General features: G+C 65.7%; 14 protein-coding genes and 1 tRNA gene. 6 read left to right on the top strand and 9 right to left on the bottom strand.

Annotated features, from left to right (window positions below; all coding sequences use genetic code 11):
• Window positions 1-10: 10 nt before the first annotated feature.
• The gene (locus N0D28_RS08675; protein WP_260559140.1) at window positions 11-2,815 is read right to left on the bottom strand and encodes a valine--tRNA ligase; all 2,805 of its coding nucleotides are present in this window, start codon (window positions 2,813-2,815) and stop codon (window positions 11-13) included.
• Between the two features lie 1,007 nt (window positions 2,816-3,822).
• On the opposite strand from N0D28_RS08675, the gene N0D28_RS08670 reads away from it, so the two are divergent.
• Window positions 3,823-6,624, top strand: a complete 2,802-nt coding sequence (locus N0D28_RS08670; protein ID WP_260559139.1) for a M16 family metallopeptidase — start codon at window positions 3,823-3,825, stop codon at window positions 6,622-6,624.
• Window positions 6,625-6,659: 35 nt separating this feature from the next.
• Here the strand turns inward: N0D28_RS08670 and N0D28_RS08665 are convergent, their stop codons facing one another.
• The 5 genes from N0D28_RS08665 to N0D28_RS08645 all read right to left on the bottom strand — a co-directional run bounded on the left by N0D28_RS08665 (window position 6,660) and on the right by N0D28_RS08645 (window position 10,310).
• Window positions 6,660-7,475: a hypothetical protein gene (locus N0D28_RS08665; RefSeq protein ID WP_260559138.1), complete on the bottom strand. Its 816-nt coding sequence runs from the start codon at window positions 7,473-7,475 to the stop codon at window positions 6,660-6,662.
• Window positions 7,476-7,493: 18 nt separating this feature from the next.
• On the bottom strand, window positions 7,494-8,006 hold the full coding sequence (locus N0D28_RS08660) for a MogA/MoaB family molybdenum cofactor biosynthesis protein (protein WP_260559137.1): 513 nt from the start codon (window positions 8,004-8,006) through the stop codon (window positions 7,494-7,496).
• A gap of 67 nt (window positions 8,007-8,073) precedes the next feature.
• Window positions 8,074-8,943 (bottom strand): DciA family protein, encoded by an 870-nt coding sequence (locus tag N0D28_RS08655; RefSeq protein ID WP_260559136.1) that lies wholly within the window; start codon window positions 8,941-8,943, stop codon window positions 8,074-8,076.
• Window positions 8,940-10,031 carry a DNA replication/repair protein RecF gene (recF, locus tag N0D28_RS08650; RefSeq protein ID WP_260559135.1) on the bottom strand — a complete coding sequence of 364 codons (1,092 nt, stop codon included), beginning with the start codon at window positions 10,029-10,031 and terminating at the stop codon, window positions 8,940-8,942. The genes N0D28_RS08655 and recF overlap by 4 nt, the downstream gene beginning before the upstream one ends.
• Before the next feature lie 202 nt (window positions 10,032-10,233).
• Window positions 10,234-10,310 (bottom strand) — tRNA-Arg (locus tag N0D28_RS08645).
• Window positions 10,311-10,388: 78 nt separating this feature from the next.
• Here N0D28_RS08645 and N0D28_RS08640 point away from each other — a divergent pair.
• The 5 genes from N0D28_RS08640 (at window position 10,389) to N0D28_RS08620 (ending at window position 19,464) form a co-directional block, all read left to right on the top strand.
• Window positions 10,389-12,305, top strand: coding sequence for a peptidylprolyl isomerase (locus tag N0D28_RS08640; protein WP_260559134.1), 1,917 nt, complete (start codon window positions 10,389-10,391; stop codon window positions 12,303-12,305).
• 105 nt (window positions 12,306-12,410) lie between these two features.
• Entirely contained in the window at window positions 12,411-15,356 is a 2,946-nt protein-coding gene (locus N0D28_RS08635; RefSeq protein WP_260559133.1) for a GAF domain-containing sensor histidine kinase, read from the top strand.
• Between the two features lie 229 nt (window positions 15,357-15,585).
• Window positions 15,586-18,063: a DNA gyrase subunit A gene (gene gyrA / locus N0D28_RS08630; protein WP_260559132.1), complete on the top strand. Its 2,478-nt coding sequence runs from the start codon at window positions 15,586-15,588 to the stop codon at window positions 18,061-18,063.
• Between the two features lie 351 nt (window positions 18,064-18,414).
• Window positions 18,415-19,014, top strand: a complete 600-nt coding sequence (locus N0D28_RS08625; RefSeq protein ID WP_143719945.1) for a helix-turn-helix domain-containing protein — start codon at window positions 18,415-18,417, stop codon at window positions 19,012-19,014.
• A gap of 123 nt (window positions 19,015-19,137) precedes the next feature.
• Window positions 19,138-19,464, top strand: a complete 327-nt coding sequence (locus tag N0D28_RS08620) for an HNH endonuclease (protein ID WP_260559131.1) — start codon at window positions 19,138-19,140, stop codon at window positions 19,462-19,464.
• Here the strand turns inward: N0D28_RS08620 and N0D28_RS08615 are convergent.
• The 3 genes from N0D28_RS08615 to N0D28_RS08605 form a co-directional block, all read right to left on the bottom strand.
• A complete protein-coding gene (locus tag N0D28_RS08615; protein WP_260559130.1) occupies window positions 19,461-20,537 on the bottom strand; it encodes a quinone-dependent dihydroorotate dehydrogenase in 1,077 nt (358 codons plus the stop codon). The genes N0D28_RS08620 and N0D28_RS08615 overlap by 4 nt on opposite strands.
• Window positions 20,538-20,635: 98 nt before the next feature.
• Complete coding sequence (locus N0D28_RS08610) at window positions 20,636-21,091, bottom strand: RrF2 family transcriptional regulator (protein WP_260559129.1); 456 nt, start codon at window positions 21,089-21,091, stop codon at window positions 20,636-20,638.
• A gap of 67 nt (window positions 21,092-21,158) precedes the next feature.
• A complete protein-coding gene (locus N0D28_RS08605) occupies window positions 21,159-24,332 on the bottom strand; it encodes a heterodisulfide reductase-related iron-sulfur binding cluster (RefSeq protein ID WP_260559128.1) in 3,174 nt (1,057 codons plus the stop codon).
• Window positions 24,333-24,560: the final 228 nt, after the last annotated feature.

Below are 24,560 nucleotides of genomic sequence, written 5' to 3'. Positions count from 1 at the left end.
TTCTTATATCTTACTCGAACTGCGCCAGCACCGCTTCCAGCCGCTCTTTCTGGGCGCTGAAGTCACTCACCCGGCGCTTCTCCTCCTCAATGACCTCGGTGGGGGCACGGGCCACGAAGCCCTCGTTTCCGAGCTTGCCCTGCGCCTGCTTGATCTGCTTGTCCAGCTCGGCCAGGCGCTTTTTCTGCTTGCCGAGCCAGTCGGCGGGGTCGACCGTGCCGTCCAGCGGAGCTCGGATGATCACCCCGGCGTCCACCGCGCTGAGGGTGCGGCCTTCCAGCGCGTCCACCAGACTCACGCGGGCGATACCCTCCACCACACGGGCATTCTGACGTACCAGGTCGGCGGCCTCGCCTTCCACCGACACACTCAGGCGGTCCTGCGGCGATAAGCCCAGCTCGTTCTTGAGAACGCGCGCGGCACTCACGGCGGCGCGCAGGCGGGTAAAGGCTTCAGTGGCCTCCTGATCTTGCAGTGCGGCGTTCCCGTCCGGCCAGGCGTGGACCGCCAGCTGGCGGCGGTGGCCGAGCGCGGCGTACAGCTCGGAAGTGATGAACGGCATGAACGGGTGCAGCAGCTTGAGGATGTGCTCCAACACCAGCTTGAGGGTCGCTAGCGTGCCGGTGTTGGCTGCACTCATGGCGGGCTTGGCCGCTTCCAGATACCAGTCGCAGTACTCGTCCCAGGTGAAGGCGTAGATAGACCGGATCGCCGCGCCGAGGTCGTAGGCGTTCAGATGGGCCGTGACTTCCGCCGTGACCGCATCGAGGCGGCTGATGATCCAGCGGTCGGCCAGGGTCAGCTTCTCTTTGTGCCCGGCCAGAGAGAGCAGCAGATCGCGGCTGCGCGGATTGACGCCCGAGGGCATCTCAGCGGCGGCGCGGATGTAGGGGGTCAGCGGGTCCTCAGCGGGCAGCTCGGCCACCACTTCCGATAAGCGCAGCCGCACGAAGCGGGCGGCGTTCCACAGCTTGTTGGCGAAGTTGCGGCCCTGCTCATAGCGGCGGGCGTCGTGGCGAATATCCTGACCGCCCGTCGAGAGAAAGGCGAAAGCGAAGCGCGAGGCGTCCACCCCGTACTCATCGAAGAGTTCCAGGGGGTCGAGGCCGTTGCCCTTGCTCTTGGACATCTTCTGGCCCTTGCTGTCGAGGTAGAGGCCGTGCAGCATCACCGTATGGAAGGGAGCCTGCCCGGTCAGACCGTAGGCGGCCATCTGCATTCTGGCCACCCAGAAAAACAGGATGTCGTAGCCGGTGATCAGCACCTGCGTCGGGTAGAACTTGAGAAAATCCTCGTTGCCCTCGTCGGGCCAGCCGAGCGTAGAAAAGGGCCACAGGTTACTCGAAAACCAGGTGTCGAACACGTCCGGGTCGCGGCGCAGGTTCAGGTGGGCATACTGCGGGTCGGCGTCACAGTCCAGATCGGGATTTTCCAGACTCGGCACGTAGATGTTGCCCTCGGCGTCGTACCAGGCCGGAATCTGGTGCCCCCACCACAGCTGGCGCGAGATGTTCCAGTCGCGGATGTTCTCCAGCCAGTCACGGTTGACCTTGGTATAGCGCTCCGGAACGAACTGCATTTCGCCCTTGTCCAGGCCCTCCAGCACCTGCTGGGCCAGCGGTTTGACGTTCACGAACCACTGCAAGCTGACGATGGGTTCGACCGGCACCTTGGTGCGCTCGCTGAGGCCGATGGCGGTGTCGTGGTCCTTCTCCTCAATCAAATCGCCACTCTCGCTCAGGGCCTTGACCACCGCCTTGCGGGCGGCAAAACGCTCCAGACCGCGAAATTGCTCGGGCACCAGCTCGGAGGTGAGGTTGCCCATCAGGTCAATCACGCTGGGGCGGGCAAGGCCATGCCGCTCGCCGATCTCGAAGTCGGTGGGGTCATGGGCCGGGGTGATCTTCAAGGCTCCCACGCCAAAATCACGTTCCACGGCGCGATCGGCGATGACCGGCACGTATCTGTCCGTCAGCGGAATACGCGCTTTCATCCCGATCAGGTGCGAGAAGCGCTCGTCGTCGGGATGCACGGCGATCGCTTGATCGGCAAAGATGGTCTCGGGACGCACGGTGGCGATCAGGATTTCGCCTGCCTCACCGTTGCTGGCTGCCGCCGCCGGGTCTTCGAGCTTGTAACTCAGCGTGGACATCTTGCCCTTGCGGACCTCACGGTCAATTTCCAGTTCGCTGAGGGTGGTCTGCGCCGCCGGGTCCCAGTTGACGATGCGCTCGCCCCGGTAGGCCAGACCTTCATGGTAGAGCTTAACGAACTGATGGCGCACCGCCCGACTCAGGCCCTCGTCCATGGTAAAGCGCTCGCGGGTCCAGTCGGCACTGACCCCCAGACGGCGCAGTTGCTCCAGAATGACGCCGCCCGATTCGGCCTTCCAGTTCCAGACTTTTTCCACGAACGCCTCTCGGCCCAGGTCGTGACGGCTCACGCCGGCCTCGCGCAGTTGCCGCTCGACCACCACCTGAGTGCTGATTCCGGCGTGGTCCATGCCCGGCAGGTACAGCGCCTCGAAGCCCGCCATGCGCTTGTAGCGGATCAGGCTGTCGATCAGGGTGTTGTCGAGCGCGTGGCCGAGGTGCAGGTTGCCGGTCACGTTGGGCGGCGGAATCACGATGGTAAACGGCTCGCGGGCGCTGGTCGCGTCGGCGCGGAACGGCTCCTCGAACCAGCGTTTGGCCCACCTCGGCTCGGTGGCGGCCGGGTCGAACGACTTGGAGAGTTCGTTGACGGTGTCGACAGCCGGGTGGGTGGGGTTTTCGGAGGCAGCGTCGGTGGCGATGTCAGTGGCAGGGTCAGTCATGGGGCAGCTCCTGTGGAGAGGGGAAGGTAAGCGTCAAAATTCCAGTCGAGCGCGGGGGCATCGAGGGCAACCCAGCGGAAAGCGAACAAGTGGTCGTCGGCGTGATGCTGCCAGACTTCGGGCAACTCTGGTGGGGCCAGCAGGTGAAAGAAGTGACGCAGCTCGCGTTTGTGGTGCTCAGCGTTGATCCAGACAGCGCTGCCCAGGTCATGGGGCGGGCCAAAGCCGCTGCGTTCGGTTTCTTCTCTGACTCCCCGGCTGGCCGCCTCCCCACTTCCACACCGCCTGCTGGAACCTGCACGCTGGAGTCGTCAGGCACGTAGTCAAACACCAGCAGCCCCGCGACGCGCGTGACGCGACAGACGGCGTTTCCGCGCAATTGATGGCGTTGGGCATGGGCACGGGCCGGAATCAGTTCTGAGGACAGCATGGACATCCAGAGTGCTCCTGAGTGAGAGAAAAAACCGCCGGGCAACAAAAAACGCCCCATCCGCCTGGATCTGCGGACGAGACGCCATGAAGGTCATTCCCGTGGTACCACCGCGATTCCCACCCCATACAGGGCGAGCACTTGAACGCGCTGTGCCGGGCGCACCCGGAGGAGTCTACTTGGCCCAGCGCTTGCCCGGCCTTTCTTCCCTCGTGCTCGCGGGCGACATTCTCCGGCGGCGTTCCCAGCCTCCTCTCAGTCTGGACTGGGCTGTCCAGAGAGACCTTCCTGTGGGCGCTCACACCGGGTACTCTTCCCGGTCATTGCACGAGAAGTATAGCGCGGGCCAGGGCGGCGGGAAGTGGGGCGAAGGATCCAGTTTTCTTCAGACCCAGCCCATACACCGTCAGACGGAAGGAAATAAAGCCCTTGCTCGGAGCGCGTTCGTTGCCCAGTCGCCCCTTCACCCTGCGCGGCGGCGTTGACCGACTGACTCAGGGTTGGGCATCCTCACGCAGGCGGTATCCCACTTCCCGGCAGCACTATTTCCGCGCTGACCACATGAAATACTCCGCCCATGCCCAACCTCCGCACCCTGACCCTGGCCCTCCTGCTGCTCGCGCCCGCGCCCATGGCGTTTGCCCAGACCGACGTGCCCGCACAGGTCAGCAGCGCCCAGACCGCGCCCGTCAAGCTCCCGGCGGGCGTCACTTTTGTCAACTCGGCGGAGGGTATCAGCGAGTACCGCCTCGCCAACGGTCTCCGGGTGCTGCTGGCCCCCACCGCGTCCAACGCCCTGATGACCCTGCACGTCACTTACCTGGTAGGCAGCGTGGACGAGGGGCTGGGCGAGGGCGGCATGGCGCACCTGCTGGAACACATGCTGTTTAAAGGCACGCCCCAGCATCCCGACATTCCCGGCGATCTGCGGACGCGTGGAGCCAATGCCAACGCCGACACCCACCCCGAATACACCGATTACCACGCCACGTTCAATGCCACCAAAGACAATCTGGATTTTCTGACGTCGCTGGAAGCCGACCGGATGGTGAACAGCTTCATCAAACCCGAAGACCTCGCCAGTGAACTGAAAGTGGTCATCAACGAGTTCGACAACGGCGAGAACAACCCTGGCAATCTGCTCTACAAGGCCACCCAGCAGGCCGCCTTTGAATTTCACCCGATTGGCCGCAGCGTCATCGGCAACCGCTCGGAGGTCATCAATGTTCCGGCCAGCCGACTCAAGACCTTCTACGCCAGGTATTACCAGCCGGACAACGCAGTGGTCACGCTGTCGGGCAACTTCGAGCCGGAGGACGCACTACAAAGGATTCAGGCCACCTTCGGCCAGATTCCCAGACCGGACCGCAGCCAGCCGGGCCAGGCACTGATCGCCGACTACACGGTGGAGCCGCCCCAGAACGGCGAGAAGAAGGTCAGTGTGCGGCGGGTGGGGGCCGCGCCGATCATCATCGACAGCTACCACACGCCCGCCGCCAACAGCCCCGACAATGCCGCGCTGAGCATGCTCTCGTACGTTCTGAGCGAGCAGCCTGACGGACGGCTCTACAAAGCGCTGGTGGGCAGCACACTGGCGGTGGGCGCGGGCATGAGCGTGGACAGCTACAGTGTGCCGGGTCTGAGCAGTCTGGTGGTCAATCTGGCCCCGGACGGCAGCATTGCAGCGGCGCGGGCCGCCTTGCAGGGCGTGGTCAACAAGCTGAGCACCAATCCCATCACCGACGCTGATGTGGAGCGCATCCACACCCAGCTGATCGCCGGGTTTGATCGCCTGGCCGCCGATCCCGCCGCCACCGCCGAGAACCTGATTCCAGAGCTGCCCAGCGGCGACTGGCGCAGCTTTTTCCTTCAGCGCGACGCCCTCCTGGCGGTCACGGCGGCAGACGTGAACCGGGTGGCCCAGACGTACTTCAAACCCAGCAACCTGACGGCAGGCACCTTTTACCCGACGCCCGCGCCGCAGACGGTCACGGTGCCCGCCGCACCGGACATCACGGCGGCCCTGAACAACTTCAAACCCCGCGCCGCCCAGGCCCAGGGCGAGAACCTCAACACCGACCCTGCCGCGCTGGAAGCCCGCGTGGTGCGCGTCACGACGCTGCCCAGCGGCATCAAGGCGGCGTACCTCAGGAAGGCCGTGCAGGGCAACCGGGTGCTGCTGAGCCTGAATGTGGATCTGGGCAATGAGACGACCGAGGCGAGCGTCCGCAACCGCGACGCGGGCGGCTACGTGGCGGCCATGCTGCTGCGCGGCTCTAAGGGGCTGAGCGTGCAGCAGCGCCGCGAGGCACTGGCCAAACTGAGCGCCACCCTGAATATCGGCGGCGGCTCCAGTGGCCTGAGCATCAGTATGAGCGCCCCGCCGGAAAACCTGGCCGCCACGCTGGAGATTGCCCGCACGGTGCTGCGCGAACCGTTGTGGCCGCAGAGCGACTTTGAAGACCTCAAGCGCGGCAGGCTGACCGGGCTGGAAGAAGGCAGGTCTGATCCGAACTCGCTCGCCAGCATCGCGCTGGGCCGCGCCTTCATGCCCGCAGATGCCAAACGCGGCGACAGGCAGTATTACCGCAGCCTGGACGAGCGGATCGAAGACCAGAAGGCGCTGACCCTGAACGATGTGAAGGCGGTGTACTCGGGTTTATGGGGACTCTCAAACTCGGCGCAACTGGCTGTGGTGGGGCCGCTGGACAGAAGCGTGGTGGAAAGCAGCATTGCCAGGTTGCTGGACGGCTTCAAGTCCCCGGTGGGCTACGAGCGCCTGACCAACCCGCTGGTGACGCCCGCAGCGCAGACACTGAACCTCAATGTGCCTGACAAAACCGGGGCGGTGCTGCTGGCCTCGCAGAACTTCGCGCTGAAAGACACCGATCCCGATTACGCGCCGCTGCTGATCGCCGTGCAGATCCTGGGCGGAGACAGCCTGTCCTCGCGGCTGGCGACCCGCGTGCGGCAAAAGGAGGGCTTGAGTTACTCGTCCGGCGCGAGCGTGAGCGCCAGCAGCGAGCAGGCACTGGGCAGCTTCGATGTGTCGGCCACTGCCTCGCCCGCCGACATCGACAAGGTGCAGACGGCCCTCCAGGAAGAACTCGCCCGCGCCCTGAGTGACGGCTTCACGGCGGACGAGGTGAGCAGGGTGCAGGCAGCCATTCAGCAGGCCACCGCCGCCAACCGCAGCGACGACAGCAACCTGCTGGGAGACCTCCTCAGTCAGACCTATCTGGGGCAGACCTTTGCCGACAGCGCCGAGCAGGACGCCGAATTGCAGGCCGTGACGCCCGCTTCAGCGCTGGCTGCCCTGAGAAAGTACGTCGACCCGGCCAAACTGGTGGTGGTGAAGGCGGGGAGCTTCGGGAAGTAGCGGCGCGGAAGTCACCCAAGACCGGCAGCCGGACTTCAGTTCAGTGTCCGCTCACCCGCTTCGGGAGCGCCGCCTGGCACCCAACTGTTGGCCCAGTCGGCGCGGAAGAGGTAGGTGGCGTCCTCACCCTCGCGGGCGTACCAGACCCGCACACCCTCGCCGGGGCCACCCGCCATCGGCGACCAGGGAGTGAGGTAGGCGGTTTCGCCCGCATTCAGGATCGCCAGCGGCTGACCGTCGGCGCTGCGGGTTCTGAGCCAGGCGTTGCCGCTGGCAGGCGACCACCCGGCCAGATGCAGGGTCTGACCGGAGGTGTTGAGCAGCCGGGCGGCGTGAACGTCCAGCGTGAGTTCGAGGTCGGCCACCGCCGGAAGCTGAGCACCCTGCCAGCGGCGCAAGAAGGGCTGGGCGGGCCGGGGCGAAGCAGGCGGCAGCGGCGAGCGGCGCGGGTAGAGCACGGCAGAGAGCAGTACTGCCAGCCCGTACAGCACCGCCGAGGCGGCCAGCAGCAGCCCGCCGACGCTCTGAAACTGCACCGCCAGCATGGCCAGCACCAGCGCCAGGCCGAGGCCCAGCCAGGCCAGGCCCAGACCCCGTCGGCCCGGCGCGCTCCGCAGCCGAAGCACCGGCCAGTAGGCGGCGATCAGCACGAAACCCGCCCCCGCGCCGAAGAGGGCCGGGACGTCGAACACCGGGGCGGCCAGCAGCGCGCCCAGGCCCAGCGGCATGAGCCACCCCAGCCGGGGCCACAAGCTGCGGCGGGCCGACTGCGCCAGTTGCCACAGCCACATCAGCGCCGCGCCAACCAGAACGGCGGTGTAGAGCGGGGTCAGTTGATGAAGAGTATTCACGACGCTGTTCTCCCGCGCCTAACCGCGCTGTCCATGCCGGGTCATCTCGAAAACCAGGTGGCCGAGTTCGTCTCTGAGGAGGCCCTCCCAGGCGGTCTTCACGGCGTTGAGGCTGCCCGGCAAGGCAAAGATGAGGGTGTGGCCCGCCAGCCCGCCGACGGCCCGCGAGAGCATCGCCGCGCCGCGCACCTCCTGATAGCTGAGCATCCGGAAGAGTTCACCGAAGCCCGGCATCGGCTTGGTGATCAGCGACTCCACCACCGGAATGGTCACGTCGCGCCCGGTAATGCCGGTGCCGCCGGACGTGATCAGCACTTCTGCGTCATGCATCATCCGGGTGATGGCCGGGCGGATCTCGGTGGCGTCGTCCCTGACGATGGCCCAGCCGCTGAGCGAGTGGCCCAGGACGGCGAGTTCGCGGCGCAGATACTGGCCGCTGGTGTCGGTCTCCGGCGTGCGGGTGTCGCTGATGGTCAGCACGGCGACGCGCACAATGCGAGGCGCAGCTTGTTGGTGGTCGTCACGGCCCATGCGCGCTACTGTACGCCGCCGCAGGGAGAATGTGGGCGGGTTAAGGCACGGTTGGATCGGTCTTTGCTCAGCCTATGCCCACCTGACCGGCCCGGAGCACCGCCAATGCCCGCTCAGGCAGCACATTCCAGTCCGCTTTGCTGAGTCGGGTGCGGCGGTGGTGCAGCTTCAGGTAGACCGTCGCCTGCTCTTTAAGGTAGGCCCGGTAATGCTCGTCGTGGCCTGCCTGCACGCATTCGAGGGCCAGTCCGTCCAGACGCTCGGCCAGCTCAGCCAGCGCCAGAAAACGCGCGGCGTCGGCTCCGCTGTGGCCCAGCATGTCGCTGAGGGCGCTCAGGTTGCCAGGCTCGCGGGCCAGGCGCAGGGCCGCCCGCTTCACGTTGGGGTCGGCCAAAGTCAGGCGACAGGCGCGGCAGGGCTGCTCACGGCTCGGCTCGCCGCACACCGGGCACGGCGCGTAGCCCTGCTGCTCGCGCCAGCGCCGGGCGCGGGTCACGGCCTCGGCCGCTTTGAGGGCCACGCTGCGGAGGCTCTCCGGCGCGGCCTGGGCCAGTTGGCGGGCGCGGGCGCGGTCCGGTGCGGGCAGCGCTTCAGGCAGCGGTGTGGGAATGTGGGCATTCAGGCGGCCCACCGAGAAGCGCAGCTCGGTCACGCTCTGGTCACCGAGTTTTTCCTGAAGCAGCTTGAGAAAGGCCGGACGCTGCAAGGTCAGGAAATGGGCCAGGCTGCTGTCACGCACCTCGATCATCAGCGTATTGCCCTGCTGGCTGCGGGCACGGGTGAGTTTGGCCAGGTCGGTGCCCACCACTTCCGGCCACAGCACGATGCTACGCGCCTTGGCCAGCCCGCCCTGCAGGCGGTGTTTGGCGAGGGTGGTGCCCAGCACATCGCGCAGGCCGCGTGACCCGCCGAGGCGCGGTCCGCTGCGGCGGGTCACGCGACGACCTGTCCGGCGATGGGGGCCTGCTCAGGTTCCCCAGATTCAGTCGGGGCCGGGCTGAAGGTTCCGGCCTCGGCACTCAGGCTCTGGACCGCGCCGGGAGCCTCCTCGGTGCCGGTGACGATGGCCTGCGGCACGCTGGCGGCCATCGTCAGCAAAAAAGCCCGGCGGGCGGGGTCGAGTTCGGCGGAGAAGTCGTCAATCAGCAGCAGCGGCATCTCGCCGAAGCGCTCCTGCAACAAGTCGAGTTCGGCTTTTCGGAGCGCCAGGGCAATGGTGCGCGCCTCTCCCCGGCTGGCGTAGTCGCCCGCTGCGAAGTCGCCCAGGGTCAGGCCCAAATCGTCGCGGTGCGGCCCGATAACAGTGGAGCCGCGCGCCCGCTCCTCTGCGGCGCGGCGGGCGAAATCGGCCCGGAAGGTTTCGGGGGTGGTGGTTTCCACGAGTTCGAGTTTGAGCGGCTTGGCCGAGCCGAGGGCGGCGTTGGCGGCGGCGGCCAGCTCGGCCAGCCGGGACACGGCGCGGCGGCGCACCTCCATGATCTCGCTGCCGAGCTTGATCAATGTCTCTTCCCAGATGGGCATGGCCCACTCTTCCCCGGCCCGCAGGGCGGCGTTGCGCTGCGCCACGGCGCGCTCATAGCGCGAGAGCTGCTGGGCGTAGCGGGCGCTGATGCGCGAGAGCAACTCGTCGAGGTAGGCGCGGCGCAGACTCGGCCCGCCGAAAACCAGTTCCGAGTCTTCCGGGCGAATCCAGACGGCGCTGCCACGCGGCAATTCGAGGCCGCGCACCCGCACCCCGTCGGCCTTGAGGGTACGCCGCCCACGCCCCAGCCCCACTTCCAGCACGCTGAGACTGCCGCCCTGGAGCAGATCGGCCCGCACGTAGGCTTCCTTCTCGCCCTGCTGCACCAGTTGCTCCAACCTCCCCACGTCGCTCAAGCCGGTGAGCGCCAGGTAGACGGCCTCCAGCAAGTTGGTCTTACCCGCTCCGTTCGGCCCCCACACCGCGCTGACGCCCGCCGGAAAGTGCAGCGTGGCGGGCGCGAGGTTGCGGTAGTTGAGGGTGGTGAGGGTTTGCAGGAGCATAGGGGCATTCTAGCGGGGATGCGGGGCGCGACCGGCCTCCCCCATCCCCCCATCTGGCTCACCTGGGCGTCATATCCGGCAAAAAGCACGTGCTAGACTTTCGCGCGTGTGCCGGGAAAAAAGTGCCAATTCACCCAGGAACAGCCTGCCCAGGAAACAGGGCAGCAAAAAAACCACCCCAGCAAACAACTGGCGTGGTGGGTGGTGCACCCGATAGGACTCGAACCTATGACCTTTGGCTTCGGAGGCCAACACTCTATCCAACTGAGCTACGGGTGCAGACAAAAAAAGCGGAGCAAATGCTGCCGTGAGGCCGTAAAGCTCAGGTAACTTAGCATGCAGGTAAGGAGGAATCAAGTGAATAAAAAAGTACTCACCAGCGTCCTGCTGGGGTTTCTGGCCGTCTTGCTGGTGGTGGGCCTGATCTATCAGTTCACGCCGAACGTGGGCAGCCTGTTCAGCACTGCCCAAGCGGGCACGCCCGCCATCAAGGTAAACGGCCAGACCATCACGGTGGAAGAATTGCAGGCCCTGCAACGCAGCAACCCGGTGCTGAGCGCCACCACCACAGGGTCGCTCGGCGACGATCTCAAGACCGTGACGGTGGAAAGCCGCATCGAGAACGCGCTGCTCAAAGCCGCCAGCCAGGACCAGGACATCAGCCGCAACGATGTCAACACCCAGGTGGATCAGGTGCGCAAGAGCAACAACCTGACCGACAACAAGACCTGGGTAGACCGCCTCGCGCAGATCGGCTTTACCGACGCTTCCTACCGCCAGGAAGTCAAGTCGCAACTGGCCGTGCAGAAAAAGCAGAAGGCCATCACCGACGCGGCTCCCAAAGCCAGCGCCGCCCAGCTCCAGCAGTACTACGACCTCAATAAGGCCCAGTTTCAGGATGAAGCCCGGATCGTGGGCCGAGAAATCGTGGTGGCCGACCAGGCCAAGGCCAACGCCCTGCTGGCCCAGCTCAAGGGCGGCTCGGACTTCGCGGCGCTGGCCTCGGCCAACAGCAGCGAATTTAAGAGCCGGGGCGGCGCGCTCGGCCCGGTTACCAACGGCAAGCCCGCGCCCGTGACCCAGGCGACGCTGCCCACCGAGGTCGGCGCAGCGGCCTTCGCCCTGACCAGCGGCGGCCTGACAGACGTAACCGCCTCGGGCGGCAAGTTCTACATCGTCAAGGTCGAGCAGTTCGTTCCGGCGGCCACCAAGCCGTTCGAGGGCGTCAAGTCGCAGGTCACCGATAAGGTCAACCAGCTGCTCCAGACTGCTGCCGCCGAGCAGTGGTTCGACGGCCTGCGCAAGAACGCCCAAGTCGAGTACTTGCTGCCCGCCTGGAAAATCCAGAACCCCACCGTCGCGGTGGTCGGCGGCCAGAAGATTGCGTATTCGGACGTGCTCAGCGGCGTGGTCGGCAATCAGCAGTTCGCCGCGCTGCTCCAGCAGGTGCCTGCCGAACAGGCGGGCAGCATGGTCAACCAGTTTCTCAAACCCGGCATCACCGAGCAGCTCATCGAGCAGTACGCCGCGCCCACCATCGTCGCCAACAACAAGCTGGCGCTGGTCGGCAACCGTGCCAGCCTGGCCCAGCAGCTGGCCCTCTACGGCTCGCGCGACGTCACGGTCAGCGATCAGGACGTGATCAAGAACTACCAGACCAACATCGCCACCTACACCACCAAGGCCAGTGCCACCATCAGCGAAGCCGTCTTCGCCGACAAGGCCAAGGCCCTGGCCTTCCGGCAAAGCTTCGACGGCAAGAATTTCGTCTCGGCAGCCAGCAAAGCGGGCGGCACCGTCTCAGAGCGCGGCAGCCTGACCCAGGGCGACGCCAAACTCAACCCGGCACTCGGCAAGGCCATCTTCGACACCGCCAGCCTGCGCCCCGCCGGGGAGGGCAGCGTCAGCGACGTGATCGAGAACGGCCAGAATTTCAGCGTGGCCTACGTCACCGATCTGGTGCGCGCCAGCGTCAAGCCGCTGAAGGAAGTCGAGTCGGTGATTCGCCCGCAACTGCTCGCGCAAAAGCGCAGCGAGGCGGGGCAGGCCTACCTCAAGGCCCAGATGAAGGGCATCAAGGTAGAAAACGACCTCAGCGCCGTGCTGGCCGCCCAGGACAAGCGCCTGGCCGCCGCTGCGCCCAAGCCCACGCCGAGCAGCACTGCGCCGGGAACGGCAACCCCGGGCAGCACCGCCCCGGCGACGACGCCTGCGGCGACCCCAGCAACCACCCCAGCCACCACTCCCAAGACCACCGCGCCCGCCAAACCCTGAACTGAGTTTCACTTTCAAGCCGCCGCCCACTTGTCTTGGGCGGCGGCTTTGAGATTTGATACGGCCTGCGCTCCGAGAAAATGCTCTAGGCTGCCAGGCACCGCCATGCTCGCCGCACTCGCTTCCCTCAGCCAAGCCCAGCACGCCAGCGAGTTTCTGCACCGGCTGACGCTGATCGCCTCGGAGCGCTGCCGGGCGCACGGCGCTCAGGCGCGGCTGGGCGAGGCGCTGAGCGTGCTGTGCGCTCACGGGCGCGGGCTGGGCCTGAGTGACGGCTCGCTGGCCCGCCAGGCCCTCACGACGGGGCAGCCGCAGCGCAGCGGCATGATCTGCGCCCTGCCGCTGCGCTGCGGTTCACCGGCGGACGGTTCACTGACCGGCGCGGTGCTGGAAATTATCGGCGGCGAGGCGGCGGCACTTGCCGAGATCGAGGTGGCCCTGCCGCTGCTGACGCTGGCCTTCGAGGGCGCGCTGGCCCGCGAGGCGCGGCGCGGACGCGGGCGCGTCACCGAGACGCTGGCGCAGCTCAACGTGCGCATCGGCGGCAGCCTGGATCTGGCCGAGGTGCTCACCGCCACGGCCCAGAGCGCGGCCCACGCGCTGGGCTTCGAGCGGGCGCTGGTGGGCTTGTTTGGGCCGAGCGGCGAGGCGGGCCGCCCAACCGGCACGGCACTGGCCAGCGAGGTCTTTACCCACGGTTTTGCCGCACCGTTCAGCGGCGACGTGGGCGTGGGGCCGGAGAGTTTCGCCCGGCTGATGGAACGCGGGGAGGTCATCGTCTACGATCACGAGCGCGACCAGGGCACGCCGCTGAGCGCTGGTCTGGCCGAATTCTCGCCGATGCTGGCCCTCATCGCGCCGCTCAAGGCGCGAGGCAGGCCGCTGGGGATCCTGTATGCCGATCTGCGGGTACGCCGCCCACTCAGCGAGGGGGACGACACCCTGCTGCTGGCGCTGGCCGAGCAGGCCAGCCTGGCCATCGACAACGCCCGGCGCTACACCGACGAGACCCGCAAGCGCCACGTGGCCGAGTCGCTGCGCGAGGTGGGCGCGTCTCTCTCACACAGCCTCAACCTGGCTGACATTTTAGCCAGCGTCCTCAACTACGCCCGCGTGCTGTTTGGGGCTGACGCCTGCGCCGTTCACGAACTCCAGCCGGACGGACGCACCCTGAGTATCCGCAGCGCGGTGGGGCTGTCGAGCGAGTACGTGCTGCGCTCACGGGCCAGGGTCGGCACGGGCGTCACCGGACGGGCCGTCGAGCGGGGGCAACTGACATGCAGCCGCGATGTGGGCGTAGAAGCCCAGGGCGGCGGCTCGCGCTACAGCCGGCAACTGCTGGCGGCAGGCAAATACCCGTACCGGGGTGTGGTGGGCCTGCCGCTCTCGGCACGCGGCAACGTCTTCGGCGGTCTGAGCCTCTACTACACTGAAGTCCTGCCGCTCGACGCCGAGGAACTCGCGCTCACCGAGGTCTTCGCCGCCCAGGCCGCGCTGGCCATCGAGAACGCCCGGCTCTACGAGGACGAGGTGCGCCGCGAGCGCGAGAGTGCCGTGCTGCTGAGTGTGGCCGCCCGCTTGCAGTCGCCGATTGCGCCGGGCGCACTCTTTGAGGTGGCCCGCGAACTGACCCTGGCACTGGGAGCCGAGCGCGGCCTGATCGTCACGCTCGGTGGGACCGAGGGCAACTTGACTGCGGCAGGCCAGGTCAGAGACACACCTGAGCGCGTCACCCAGGTCGCGGCCTACAACCTGCCCGCTGCGCCGGACGCCGCGCAGATCGGCTGGCTGGTGGCGCAACTGGGCCGGGGACCGCGCCCGCTGACCCGGCGGCACCTGCTGGACGGCGCGGCCAGCGGTCTGCTCGCACCGATCCGGCACCAGGGCAGTTTGCTGGGGCTGTTCTACGCCGACCAGTCGCAGGAAGAGGTGCCCGGCGAGCGCAGCCTGCATCTGGCCCGTTCTCTCAGCGATCAGGTGGCCCTCTCGCTGAGCCGCGAGCGGCTGTTGAGTGCCCTGGCCCGCGAGGAAGCCCGCTACCGCCTGCTGGCCCACAGCGCCCACGACCTGATCATCGCCGCCGACACGGCAGGCACTGTGACCTACGCCAACCCCGCCAGCCTGCGCCTGCTGGGGCCGCTGGAAGGCTACGGGCTGATGAGCCTGATCAGTGCTCCGGCCTTTCTGGACGCCTGGCACACCTGTCTGAGCACACCCGACAGCGGGGGCCGCTGCGAGGTGACGGTCAGCGGCGTGGCGGGCGAGCTACACCTGGAAGTACGCCTCTCCGCTGTCACCGGCGGGCCGGGACAGGTCCAGGGCCTGCTGCTGGTGGCGCGCGACCTCAGCGAGTTGCAGACGCTGGCCGAGGAAATTCAGCGCCGGGGTCAGGAACTGGAAGCGGTGTCGGCCCGGCAGGGCGAGTTGCGGCAGTTTCTGTCGCTGTTTACCCAGGCCCAGGAGGAGGAGCGCCGCCGCATCAGCCGCGAGCTGCATGACGACACCGCTCAGGTGCTGGTGGCGCTGGGCCGCCGCCTGGACAGACTGGGACGCAACCTGAGCGGCGAGAATCGCCTTCAGGCTGCCGACATCCGGCTGGACCTCAACGCGGCCATCGAGAGCGTGCGCCGCTTCGCGCGCAACCTGCGCCCCAGCGTGCTCGACGACCTGGGGCTGCTCCCCGCGCTGGAGTGGCTGGCCTCACAGTCCCGCACCCCCACCCGCCTGGAAGTGCAGGGGGCCGAGCGCCGTCTGAGCGCCGCCGCCGAACTCACCCTCTTCCGGGCCGTGCAGGAAGCCCTCAGCAACGTGGACAAGCACGCCGGGGCCGCCAGCGCCGCCGTGCGGGTGGTGTATCAGCCAGGCGAGGTGGAGGTCAGCGTCAGTGACGACGGGCGCGGCCTGGACAGCGGCGAGGCCGCGCAGCGCGCACAGGCCGGGCACATGGGTCTGCTGGGATTGCGCGAGCGGGTGGCGCTGGCGGGCGGCGAACTCAGCCTGGAGAGCAGGGCGGGGCGGGGCACCCAGGTGCGTTTCGTGCTGCCGGGCTAGACCTGGTTTCGTTTTTCTGTTCTGCGGGCCATCCTGACAGCCCCAGAATCTCCGCGCCCAGACCCACAAAAGACCCATTTTGCGCTATACTGAACAGGTTGCCCGGCAGCCGGTCTATTATGCTCACAGCATAATATATGATAGACTCTGCTCACCGCCTGAACCCCTTCAGGTCAGCTCATTTCACCCGCCCGGCCCCCGGCTGAGCGCGGCCACCCCTGGAGTCACCGTGACTGGAATCCAACCTGTTGACATCACCACCGAAGTCAAGACCAATTTTATCAATTACGCCATGAACGTCATCGTGGACCGGGCGCTCCCGGACGTGCGCGACGGCATGAAGCCCGTTCAGCGCCGGATCATGTACGCCATGCTGCAAGAAGGGCTGCTGAGTAACCACAAGCACGCCAAATCCGCCGCCGTCGTGGGCGAGGTCATGAAAAAGTACCACCCACACGGCGACAGCTCGATTTACGACGCGATGGTCAGACTCGGGCAGTGGTGGAACATGCGCTACACCCTGGTCGACCCGCAAGGCAACTTCGGCAGCATGGACGGCGACGCGGCGGCGGCCATGCGCTACACCGAGGCCCGCATGACCAAACTGGCCGAGGAAGTGCTGGCCGATCTGGAAAAAGAAACGGTCATCTCCAAGCCCAACTACGACGAGACCACCGAGGAACCCAGCGTGCTGCCCGCCGCCTTCCCCAACCTGCTGGTCAACGGGGCCTCGGGCATCGCGGTGGGCATGGCGACCAACATCCCGCCGCACAACCTCACCGAGATCATCAACGGGCTGCTGGCGATTACTGAGAAGCCCGGCGACACCGCGCAGGAAAAAGCGGCGTTGATGACCCTCGACGAGATGATGAAGCACGTGACCGGCCCGGATTTTCCCACCGGAGGCCGCCTCTCGCAAAGCGGCATCCGCGAGGCGTACCTGACCGGCCACTCGGGCCTCAAGGTGCGCGGCAAGGCCCGCATCGAGGAAAAGAACGGGCGCAACCAGATCATCATTTCCGAGATTCCGTATCAGGTCAACAAAAGCAACCTGATTCTGACCATCTCGGCGATGTACAAGGCGGGCAAGATTCCCGACATCTCGGCCCTGCGCGACGAATCCGACCGCAAGGACCCGGTAAGAATCGTCGTGGAGCTCAAGCGCGGCGCGATGCCCACGCTGGTGCTCAATCAGCTCTACAAATACACCCAGCTCCAGACCACCTTCACAGTCATGAACCTGAGCATCGTGGACGGCCAGCCGCGCGTTCTATCGCTGATCGACACCATGATGTACTTCCTGGCCCACCGCGCCGACGTGGTGACCCGCCGCACCGAGTATGAACTCAAGCAGGCCAAGGCCCGCGCCCACGTCCTGGAAGGCCTGCTCAAGGCGCTCGACCACATCGACGAGGTCATCGCCCTGATCCGGCGCAGCAACACCGGGGCCGAGGCCAGAGACGGCCTGATGCTGAGATTTGATTTTAGCGAGATTCAGGCACAGGCGATTCTGGATATGCGCCTTCAGCGCCTGACGGGGTTGGAAAGTGGCCGCCTGCAAGCCGAGTACGACGAATTGCAGGCTCTGATCACCCGCCTGACCAGCATCCTGGGCGACAAGACGCTGCTGTGGCGCGAAATCCGCAAGGAGCTGCGTGAGCTGCGCGAGAAGTACGGTGACGAGCGCCGCACCGTGGTCACCCTCTTGGAAGAGGACATCAACAAAGAGGACCTGATCGCCGTCGAAGACATGGTCATCACCATGACGCGGGCCGGGTATCTCAAGCGCACCAACCTGGGCAACTACCGCGAGCAGAAGCGCGGCGGGCGCGGCTCGTCGGGCGGCAAGCTGCGCGAGGAGGACATCAACACCCGCGTGTTCGTCGGCAGCACCCACGATTACCTGCTGTTCTTCACCGACCAGGGCCGGGTCTTCCACGAGAAGATCTACGATCTGCCGGAAGCGGGCCGCGACGCCAAGGGCAGCCACATCCGCAACCTGCTGCCCAGCTTGCGCGAGGAGGAGAATATCGCCTCGGTGCTGAGCGTCCACAGCTTCGAGGAGACGGGCTGCTTCGTTTTCGCCACCAAGAACGGCATCATCAAGAAGACCCTGATCACCGACTACGGCAACATCACCTCGGCGGGATTGATCGCCATCAACTTGCAGCAAGACGACGGACTGATCGGTGTCGGCATTGTGCAGGACGGCGACCATGTGGTGCTGGCGACCCGCAACGGCAAGGCCATGCGCTTCGATTCCTCCGAGGTGCGCGACACGGGCCGCGCCACCCAGGGCGTCATCGGCATCCGGCTTCGCGAGGGCGAGAGCGCCGATCAGCAGCGTGATCAGGTGGTCAGCATGGCGCTGGTACCGGGCGGCGACGAGCAGAGCGAACTGCTGGCCGTCAGCGAGTACGGCCTGGGCAAACGCACCCCGGTGGGCGATTACCCCAGCAAGGGGCGCGGCGGCATGGGCGTCATCACGCTCGACGTGACCGAGAAGACCGGCGCGCTCGTAACCCTGACCCGTGTGGGTGGCAACGAGGAACTGATGGTGCTGACTCAGAAAGGCACCGTCATCCGCACCCGCGTGGACGATATCCGGGTCACAGGCCGCAATGCCCAGGGCGTGAAGGTCATCAACATTCAGGACAAGGACCGCGTTATCAGCGCCTTCTCGATTGCCCGCGAGGACGAGTTGTAAGCCCAGGCTGAACCGGGTTGGGCAGGGGCCGAGAAGGTGGTCCCTGCCCGATTTTCTTGGAGACACGGTGCACCCGCCACCATCCTCATCTCGATCACATTCTTCGAGAAAGGTGTCATCTGGACACCAAGAAAACCCCTGATAGAAACAGCCGTCCCAGCCGCACTTTTCTCAAGCTCCATACTGCTCAGCACAGCCCAGGGTGAGGATACCTTCATCCACACCTTTTGTAGCCTGAGCTTTGATTAAAGATACAAAACTGTTTACAAAATTGTGATGTAGGTGTACACTGTGGTCATGGCCAGGATTGACCCGGCTCCCACCCTTCACTCAGCCTCAGGAGGCACAAACATGCTCCTCGAAAAAACGTTCGTTGACACCATCACCTACCGCCCCGGCGTCGTCATCCTCTACCCCGGCAAGTCCGAAATGCTCTACCGCGTCGCCAGCGGCCTGGTCCGCATTCACACCATGGACGACGACGGCAACGGGCTGACCCTGCGCTACGTCAAGCCCGGACAGTATTTTGGTGAAGAAGCGCTGGCCGGATCAGATCGTCAGTACTTCGCCGAGGCCGTCACCGACAGTACCGTCGACGTGATCAATCCGGCGCTGATGAGTAACGAGGACAACCTCGAAGTGACCACCCACCTCGTCCGCACGCTGGAGCGCGCCTACGAGAGCATTTACCGTCTGGTCGGCAAGCGGCTGCGGGCACGCATCGCGGGCGAGTTGCTCGAACTCAAGGACACCGCCCTGGCCTCGCAGCTCGACAGCGGCGAAACCATGATCTACGCCACCCATGATGAGCTGGCCGCCGCCGTGGGCAGCGTGCGCGAGACCGTCACCAAGGTCGTCGGCGAACTCAGCCGCGACGGTGTGATCAGCGCGGGCTACGGCAAGATCACCCTGCGCGACGAGAAAGCGCTGGCCCGCATCTCCGCCGAGTAAGTTCCAAGCAAGTAGTTAAGAGCCGCCTCCACATCGGGGCGGCTTTTTTGGCTTCCAGAAACGTATGCCTGGAAGGCGCAAAACGCTACGGTCTCCCCCGCTGGCCTGCGCCATCCTGCCGACATGGCCCGCCGCCTGCCGCTCTCCAACTGGCCGCCGCCGCCCGCGAGTGAGCCGCGCTGCGGGTTGTGCGAGCGGGCCGTGCCGCACCTCACCGAGCACCACCTGATTCCCAGATCGCAGGGTCGGCGGCGCGGCGTCAAGGTTTATGAGTTGCCGACCGTGATGCTGTGCGGAGCCTGTCACAAGTTTTTGCACAAGACCTTCAGCAACGCCGAACTGGCCGGAGAGCTGAACTCACTGGACGCTTTGTTGGAACAGGAAAGTGTACAGAAGTTCGTGGCCTGGCTGAGAAAGCAGCCCGCGACGAAGGGCGTCAAGGTGCGCTAGGCACTGACTCCAATCGCCTCGCTGACATGCGTGAACCCGTCGCGGCGCAGCAGCTCCAGCAGTCCGGCGTTGATGCGCCGCGGCAGGTCCGGCCCCTGGTAGATCAGGGCGGTGTAGACCTCGACCAGGCTGGCCCCTGCGCGAATCTTGGCGTAGGCGTCCTGGGCCGAGAACACGCCGCCCACACCGACAATCGTCAGTGCGCCCGCCGTCTGCCGGAAGGCCCGGCGCACCAGTTCGGTGCTGCGCCCGGTCAGGGGCCGCCCGCTGAGGCCGCCCGACTCGGCCCGGTAGGGATGGCTCAGGCCGTCGCGGCTCAGGGTTGTGTTGGAGAGGATCAGGCCCGAGGCCCCGGCCCGCACGGCGGCGTCCACGCTGGCCTCAAAGTCGGTGTCGCTCAGGTCGGGGGCCAGCTTGACCAGCACCGGCAAGGCCCGCAGGGTTCGGACGCGCTGCTTCTCGGCCTCGGACAGCACGACGCGAACCAGCTCGTGCAGCTCGGCCGCACTTTGCAGCGCCCGCAACCCCGGCGTATTGGGACTGCTAACGTTGATGACAAACCCGTCGGCCACGCCTGCCAGCGCCCGTACTCCGGCCAGATAATCGTCTGCCGCCTGCGCGTTGGAGGTGTCCTTGTTTTTGCCAATGTTGGCCCAGACGGGAACAGCGTGCGGGCCAGCCAGCCGGTGTTCCAAAGCAGCCAGCCCCCGGTTGTTGAAGCCCATCCGGTTGATCAGTGCTTCATCGGACGGCAGGCGAAACAGGCGCGGCGCAGGGTTGCCGGGTTGCGGGCGCGGCGTCACCGTGCCGACCTCAAGAAAGCCGAAGCCGATGTTAGAGAACACGCCAATGGCTTCAGCGTTCTTGTCCAGGCCCGCCGCCAGACCAAGTGGGGACGCGAAGGAAAAGCCCCACAGCTGCTGGCCGAGCGCCGGTGCAGTCGCCCTGGTCAGCGAGCCGATCAGCGCAGGCAGGCCGGGGAGCCGACCAGCCAGGGCGCAGGCGTTCATGGTCAGGTGGTGGGCCTGCTCGGCGTCGAGGCGAAAAAGTGCGGGTTTGAGGCGGGCGTACATGGCAAGCAGGATAGACGACGGCGCGACGCGGCGGGCGTCAGGATGGGCACAAAAAGGGTCACACTGCCCAGAGCGTGACCTTTGATTTAAGGTTTACGCTACAGATGACTGGGCATCGGCCCGAACTGCACGAGCTGGCCGTGCCGGGCCTGGGCTTCCTCTTCCATCAAATCGGCCAGGCTGGCACTGCCCAGCACGCCGCGAATGGCAGTGTCCACCCGCCGCCACAGCCCTTCGGTGGAGCAGGTGCCAGTGCGGTCACAACTATGGTCGTCTTCGATGCAGGCGACGGGCGCGATGCTGCCCTCCATCGCCACCACCACGTCCCAGGCGTTGATCTGCTGCGGCGGGCGCGAGAGGATGTAGCCCCCGTGTGCGCCCCGAATGCTGCGAATAAATCCGGCGCGGCGCAGGTTGGAAGCGATCTGCTCCAGATAATGCTGGCTGATGCCCTGACGCTCCGAAACGTCCTTGAGCGGCACCGCCGCACCGGGACGCTGGCCGATGTCGATCAGGGCGCGCAAACCGTACTGAGCCTTGGTTGAAACCCACATGGAGCCAGTCTACTCCCAAAACCCGTACTGGTAATGTGGATTTCGGCGGGTTGACTTGAACCAGCACTCATTCCAAATCCACGCTCTTTTTCGGCGTCCACTTTTTGCGGCCCGTCGCGGAGGGGGCCGGGGCGTTTTCGGTGGGCGTAACTTGTGTCTGGACGGGTTCGACTGGAGTCGGTTCAACTTGAACTGATTCAGCCCGACTTGGCGCAGCGGCGACTGGAGCTTCATCTGCTGCCCGTGCCCCGGCTTTAGGTGCCCATTTGGGGCGGGCGGCGGGTGGAGTGGGTCCAGTCTGGGCAAGTTCGCTCTGGAGGGGTTCAGGCGAACTGGGTTGAGATTGGGCGGGTTCAGGCTGAACAGATTGAGTCTGAGCGGGCGCTGAAGCCTTGACTGCTCCCGGCTTCCACTTGGGCCGCTCGGATGACTCCAGCGCGGAGGCAGCGGTCTCGACGGTTTGGGGTGCAGGTTCGGCAGCGGCAACAGTTTCGGCTTTCGGCGTGCCAGACTTCCACTTAGGACGTTCAGTGGGCGAGCCTTCGATCTTTTTCTCAGCCTGGGCTTGAGTGCTGGCCGGTTCAGCGGGCGCAGCCTCCACTTTGGATGCGCCAGGTTTCCACCTGGGGCGCTCGGCGGGTTCGCTCTGAGCAGGAGCGGCCTGAATAGCCGTCTTCTCCTCCACTGGCACGTCGCTCACGTCATCCTGAGCAGCGGCCTTACCCCATTTCTTGCGGGCTGGGGCGGGTTCGGGGCTGGGCTGCTGTGAACTGACCTGCTCCGGACTGGTTGCGGCTATTTGAGGCACCGCTTCGGCACTTACATCGTCCTGCTTGCCCCATTTCTTTCGGGTCGGCTGGGCTTCAGTGGGCGTCATTTCCACGTTTTGCTCCACACCCAGCGCGGGACTCACATCGTCTTTCTGTCCCCACTTTTTGCGTGGCGGGGCCGGGACTTCTGGCACTGGCCCGCTCTCCGGCTGCGCGTTGATCACCGAGGCGCTCGTCTCTCCCACCACATTCGAGGGTGCGTCGGCGCTGATCTCGCCGTGCCCGGCAGCCATCGGCTGCTCGGCAATCGGGGCGCTGACGACTTCCGGCTGCTCCAGCGGGCTGGGGGTCTGCATCGGCCCCGTCGGTTCGGCCCACTCGCCGCTTGCGCGCTGCACACTTTCCAGCAGCAATTCGGCCACGTCCTTGACGATGATCTGGTCCTGGGCCTGCATGGTGGGCGTGGAGTTGAGCATGGACTTGCAAAAGGGGCAACCCACCGCCAGCACCTTGCCTGCCTTGGCCGAAACAGTCGCCGCGTCCAGCCGGGCCTGAATCTCTTCGAAGCGGTTGTCGGAGATGCGCCCGTCGCCCTCCTCCTCCTCCTTCCAGAACTGAGCGCCGCCCGCCCCGCAGCAAAACGAATTCTCGCGGCTGCGTTCCAGTTCCAGAATTTCCAGGCCCATGCTCTGAATAACGTGGCGCGGCGCGTCGTAGACGCCGTTATGGCGGCCCAGGTAGCAGGGATCGTGATAGGTCACTGACAGGTCAAGCGACCCCGGCTGGAGCTGGCCGCCCGCCACCAGCTTCTCCAGATACTCGGTGTGGTGCATGGTCTGGTAGTGGCCGCCGAGTTGCGGGTACTCGTTGCCGATGATGTTCATGCAGTGCGGGCAGGTGGCGACGATCAGCTTGGGGTGCACCTGATTGAGCGTCTCGATATTCTCCTGGGCCAGCGTCTGGTACAAAAACTCGTTGCCGGCGCGGCGGGCGCTGTCGCCAGTGCAGGCTTCCTTCTTGCCCAGCACCGCGTAATTCACACCCGCCTTGTCGAGCAGTTGCACGAAGCTGCGGGCCACCTTCTGCGCGCTGGGATCGTAGCTGGCCGCGCAGCCCACCCAGTAGATGATGTCGGGTTCGGGGTTCTCGTCGATGGTGGGCACCTTGAGGCCGTCGGCCCACTCGAAGCGCTTGTCGCGTGACAGGCCCCAGGGATTTTGCGCCCGCTCCATGCCCCGAAAGGCCGACTGAAGCTGCGGCGGAAACTCGCCCGCGACCATCACCTGCTGACGGCGAATGTCGATGATGTCGAGCATCTGCTCGTCTTGCACCGGGCAGACCTGCATGCACGCGCCGCAGGTGGTGCAGGCCCACACCGCCTCCTCGCTGATGGCGAACTCCAGCAGGGGGTGGGTCGTGACGGCCCCGCTCTCGAATGGCGCGGCCTTCAGCGTGAACGGACTGGGATGCGAGGCGATGACGTTCAGCTCCATGCGCTTGTTGATCTCCAGCGCGGCGGGCGACAGCGCCTTTCCGGTGGCACTGGCCGGGCACACGTCCTGGCAGCGGTTGCACTGGATGCAGGCGTAGGCGTCGAGCAATCTAGGCCATTCCAGGTCTTCGAGTTTCTCCACGCCGAGCTTCAGCTCCTCAGCCTCCATCGCCGCTTCCAGGCCCTTCATCGGCGGCAGCGTGCCGGAGTTGGCCTGACGCTTGAAGGTGTAATTCAGCGGAGCCATGAAGATGTGGACGTGCTTGGTATAGGGAAAGTAGGCCAGGAACACCAGCACCGAGCCGAGCGCGCCCCAGTAACCGAAGACGCGCCAGTCGTAGAGCGCCGCGTCGGAAACGCCGCCGAAGAAGGCCCTCCCGATCAGCGTGGAGAACGGCTGCCAGGCGTCGCCGCCCTCCAGTTGCAGCTTGGCTCCCTGACCGATGGCCCGGCTGCCGACGTGGAACACAATGAAGGCGCTGACGATCAGCGAATCGCGCAAAATGTAGTTCTGCTCGACCAGCGGGTGCAGCAGGCTCTTGCCGTTGAAGCGGAAATCACGTCTGGACGGTGAGAACAGGCGGCGAATAACCAGCGCGATCACGCCCACCAGCACCAGGAAGCTCAGCACGTCGGCCAGCAGGTTGTACACCTTGCCCCAGACATGGTTGGACGTGATAACGAAATGAAAGTAGCCTTCCAACCCGTCGACCAGATTGACCGGCACGTAGTAAGTAAAGCCGTAGAAGATGAAGGCGTGAAAGGTGCTGATGACCGTGCGGCGGCGGAAGGTGCGCTCCTGGGTCAGTGAGGAGACCAGGGCCGAGATGAGACGCTTGCCCAGCACATCGAAGCGGGGTTCGGTGGCGGGTGCGCCCCGGCGAATCCGCAGGTAGAGGCGGTAAAAGCCCCACACGCCCAGGCCACCGAACACCAGTGCGAACACGAAAAACAGAATTTTGGAACTGAGCGGCAGCACGGGAAACCTCCGGGGGCGAGACAGGTTGAGGTACGAAAATTGAACTGGGTCTAACGATTGTGAAAGGCAGTATACCCACAGGCACGGGAACAGGTTGGACGTCTGGAACAGCATAGCGGCCTGAGGAGGCCAGGGGACACGGCTTCAAAGCACCCCGCCTCCCCTTTGCAGGAACGTCCAGACGCTAGGCTCAGTGGCATCTGGCGGCCCTGAGCGGTGAGGCCGCAC

This window comes from Deinococcus rubellus, from assembly GCF_025244745.1.
Lineage (GTDB): Bacteria > Deinococcota > Deinococci > Deinococcales > Deinococcaceae > Deinococcus > Deinococcus rubellus.
Note: the sequence above shows the minus strand (reverse complement) of the source record. Positions and strands in the feature narration are given on the sequence as shown.

Coding starts and splice junctions, on each gene's coding strand:
- N0D28_RS08675 (WP_260559140.1), bottom strand. CDS start 2,815: ATGACTGACCCTGCCACTGACATCGCCACCGACGCTGCCTCCGAAAAC.
- N0D28_RS08670 (WP_260559139.1), top strand. CDS start 3,823: ATGCCCAACCTCCGCACCCTGACCCTGGCCCTCCTGCTGCTCGCGCCC.
- N0D28_RS08660 (WP_260559137.1), bottom strand. CDS start 8,006: ATGGGCCGTGACGACCACCAACAAGCTGCGCCTCGCATTGTGCGCGTC.
- recF (WP_260559135.1), bottom strand. CDS start 10,031: ATGCTCCTGCAAACCCTCACCACCCTCAACTACCGCAACCTCGCGCCC.
- N0D28_RS08635 (WP_260559133.1), top strand. CDS start 12,411: ATGCTCGCCGCACTCGCTTCCCTCAGCCAAGCCCAGCACGCCAGCGAG.
- N0D28_RS08625 (WP_143719945.1), top strand. CDS start 18,415: ATGCTCCTCGAAAAAACGTTCGTTGACACCATCACCTACCGCCCCGGC.
- N0D28_RS08620 (WP_260559131.1), top strand. CDS start 19,138: ATGGCCCGCCGCCTGCCGCTCTCCAACTGGCCGCCGCCGCCCGCGAGT.
- N0D28_RS08615 (WP_260559130.1), bottom strand. CDS start 20,537: ATGTACGCCCGCCTCAAACCCGCACTTTTTCGCCTCGACGCCGAGCAG.
- N0D28_RS08610 (WP_260559129.1), bottom strand. CDS start 21,091: ATGTGGGTTTCAACCAAGGCTCAGTACGGTTTGCGCGCCCTGATCGAC.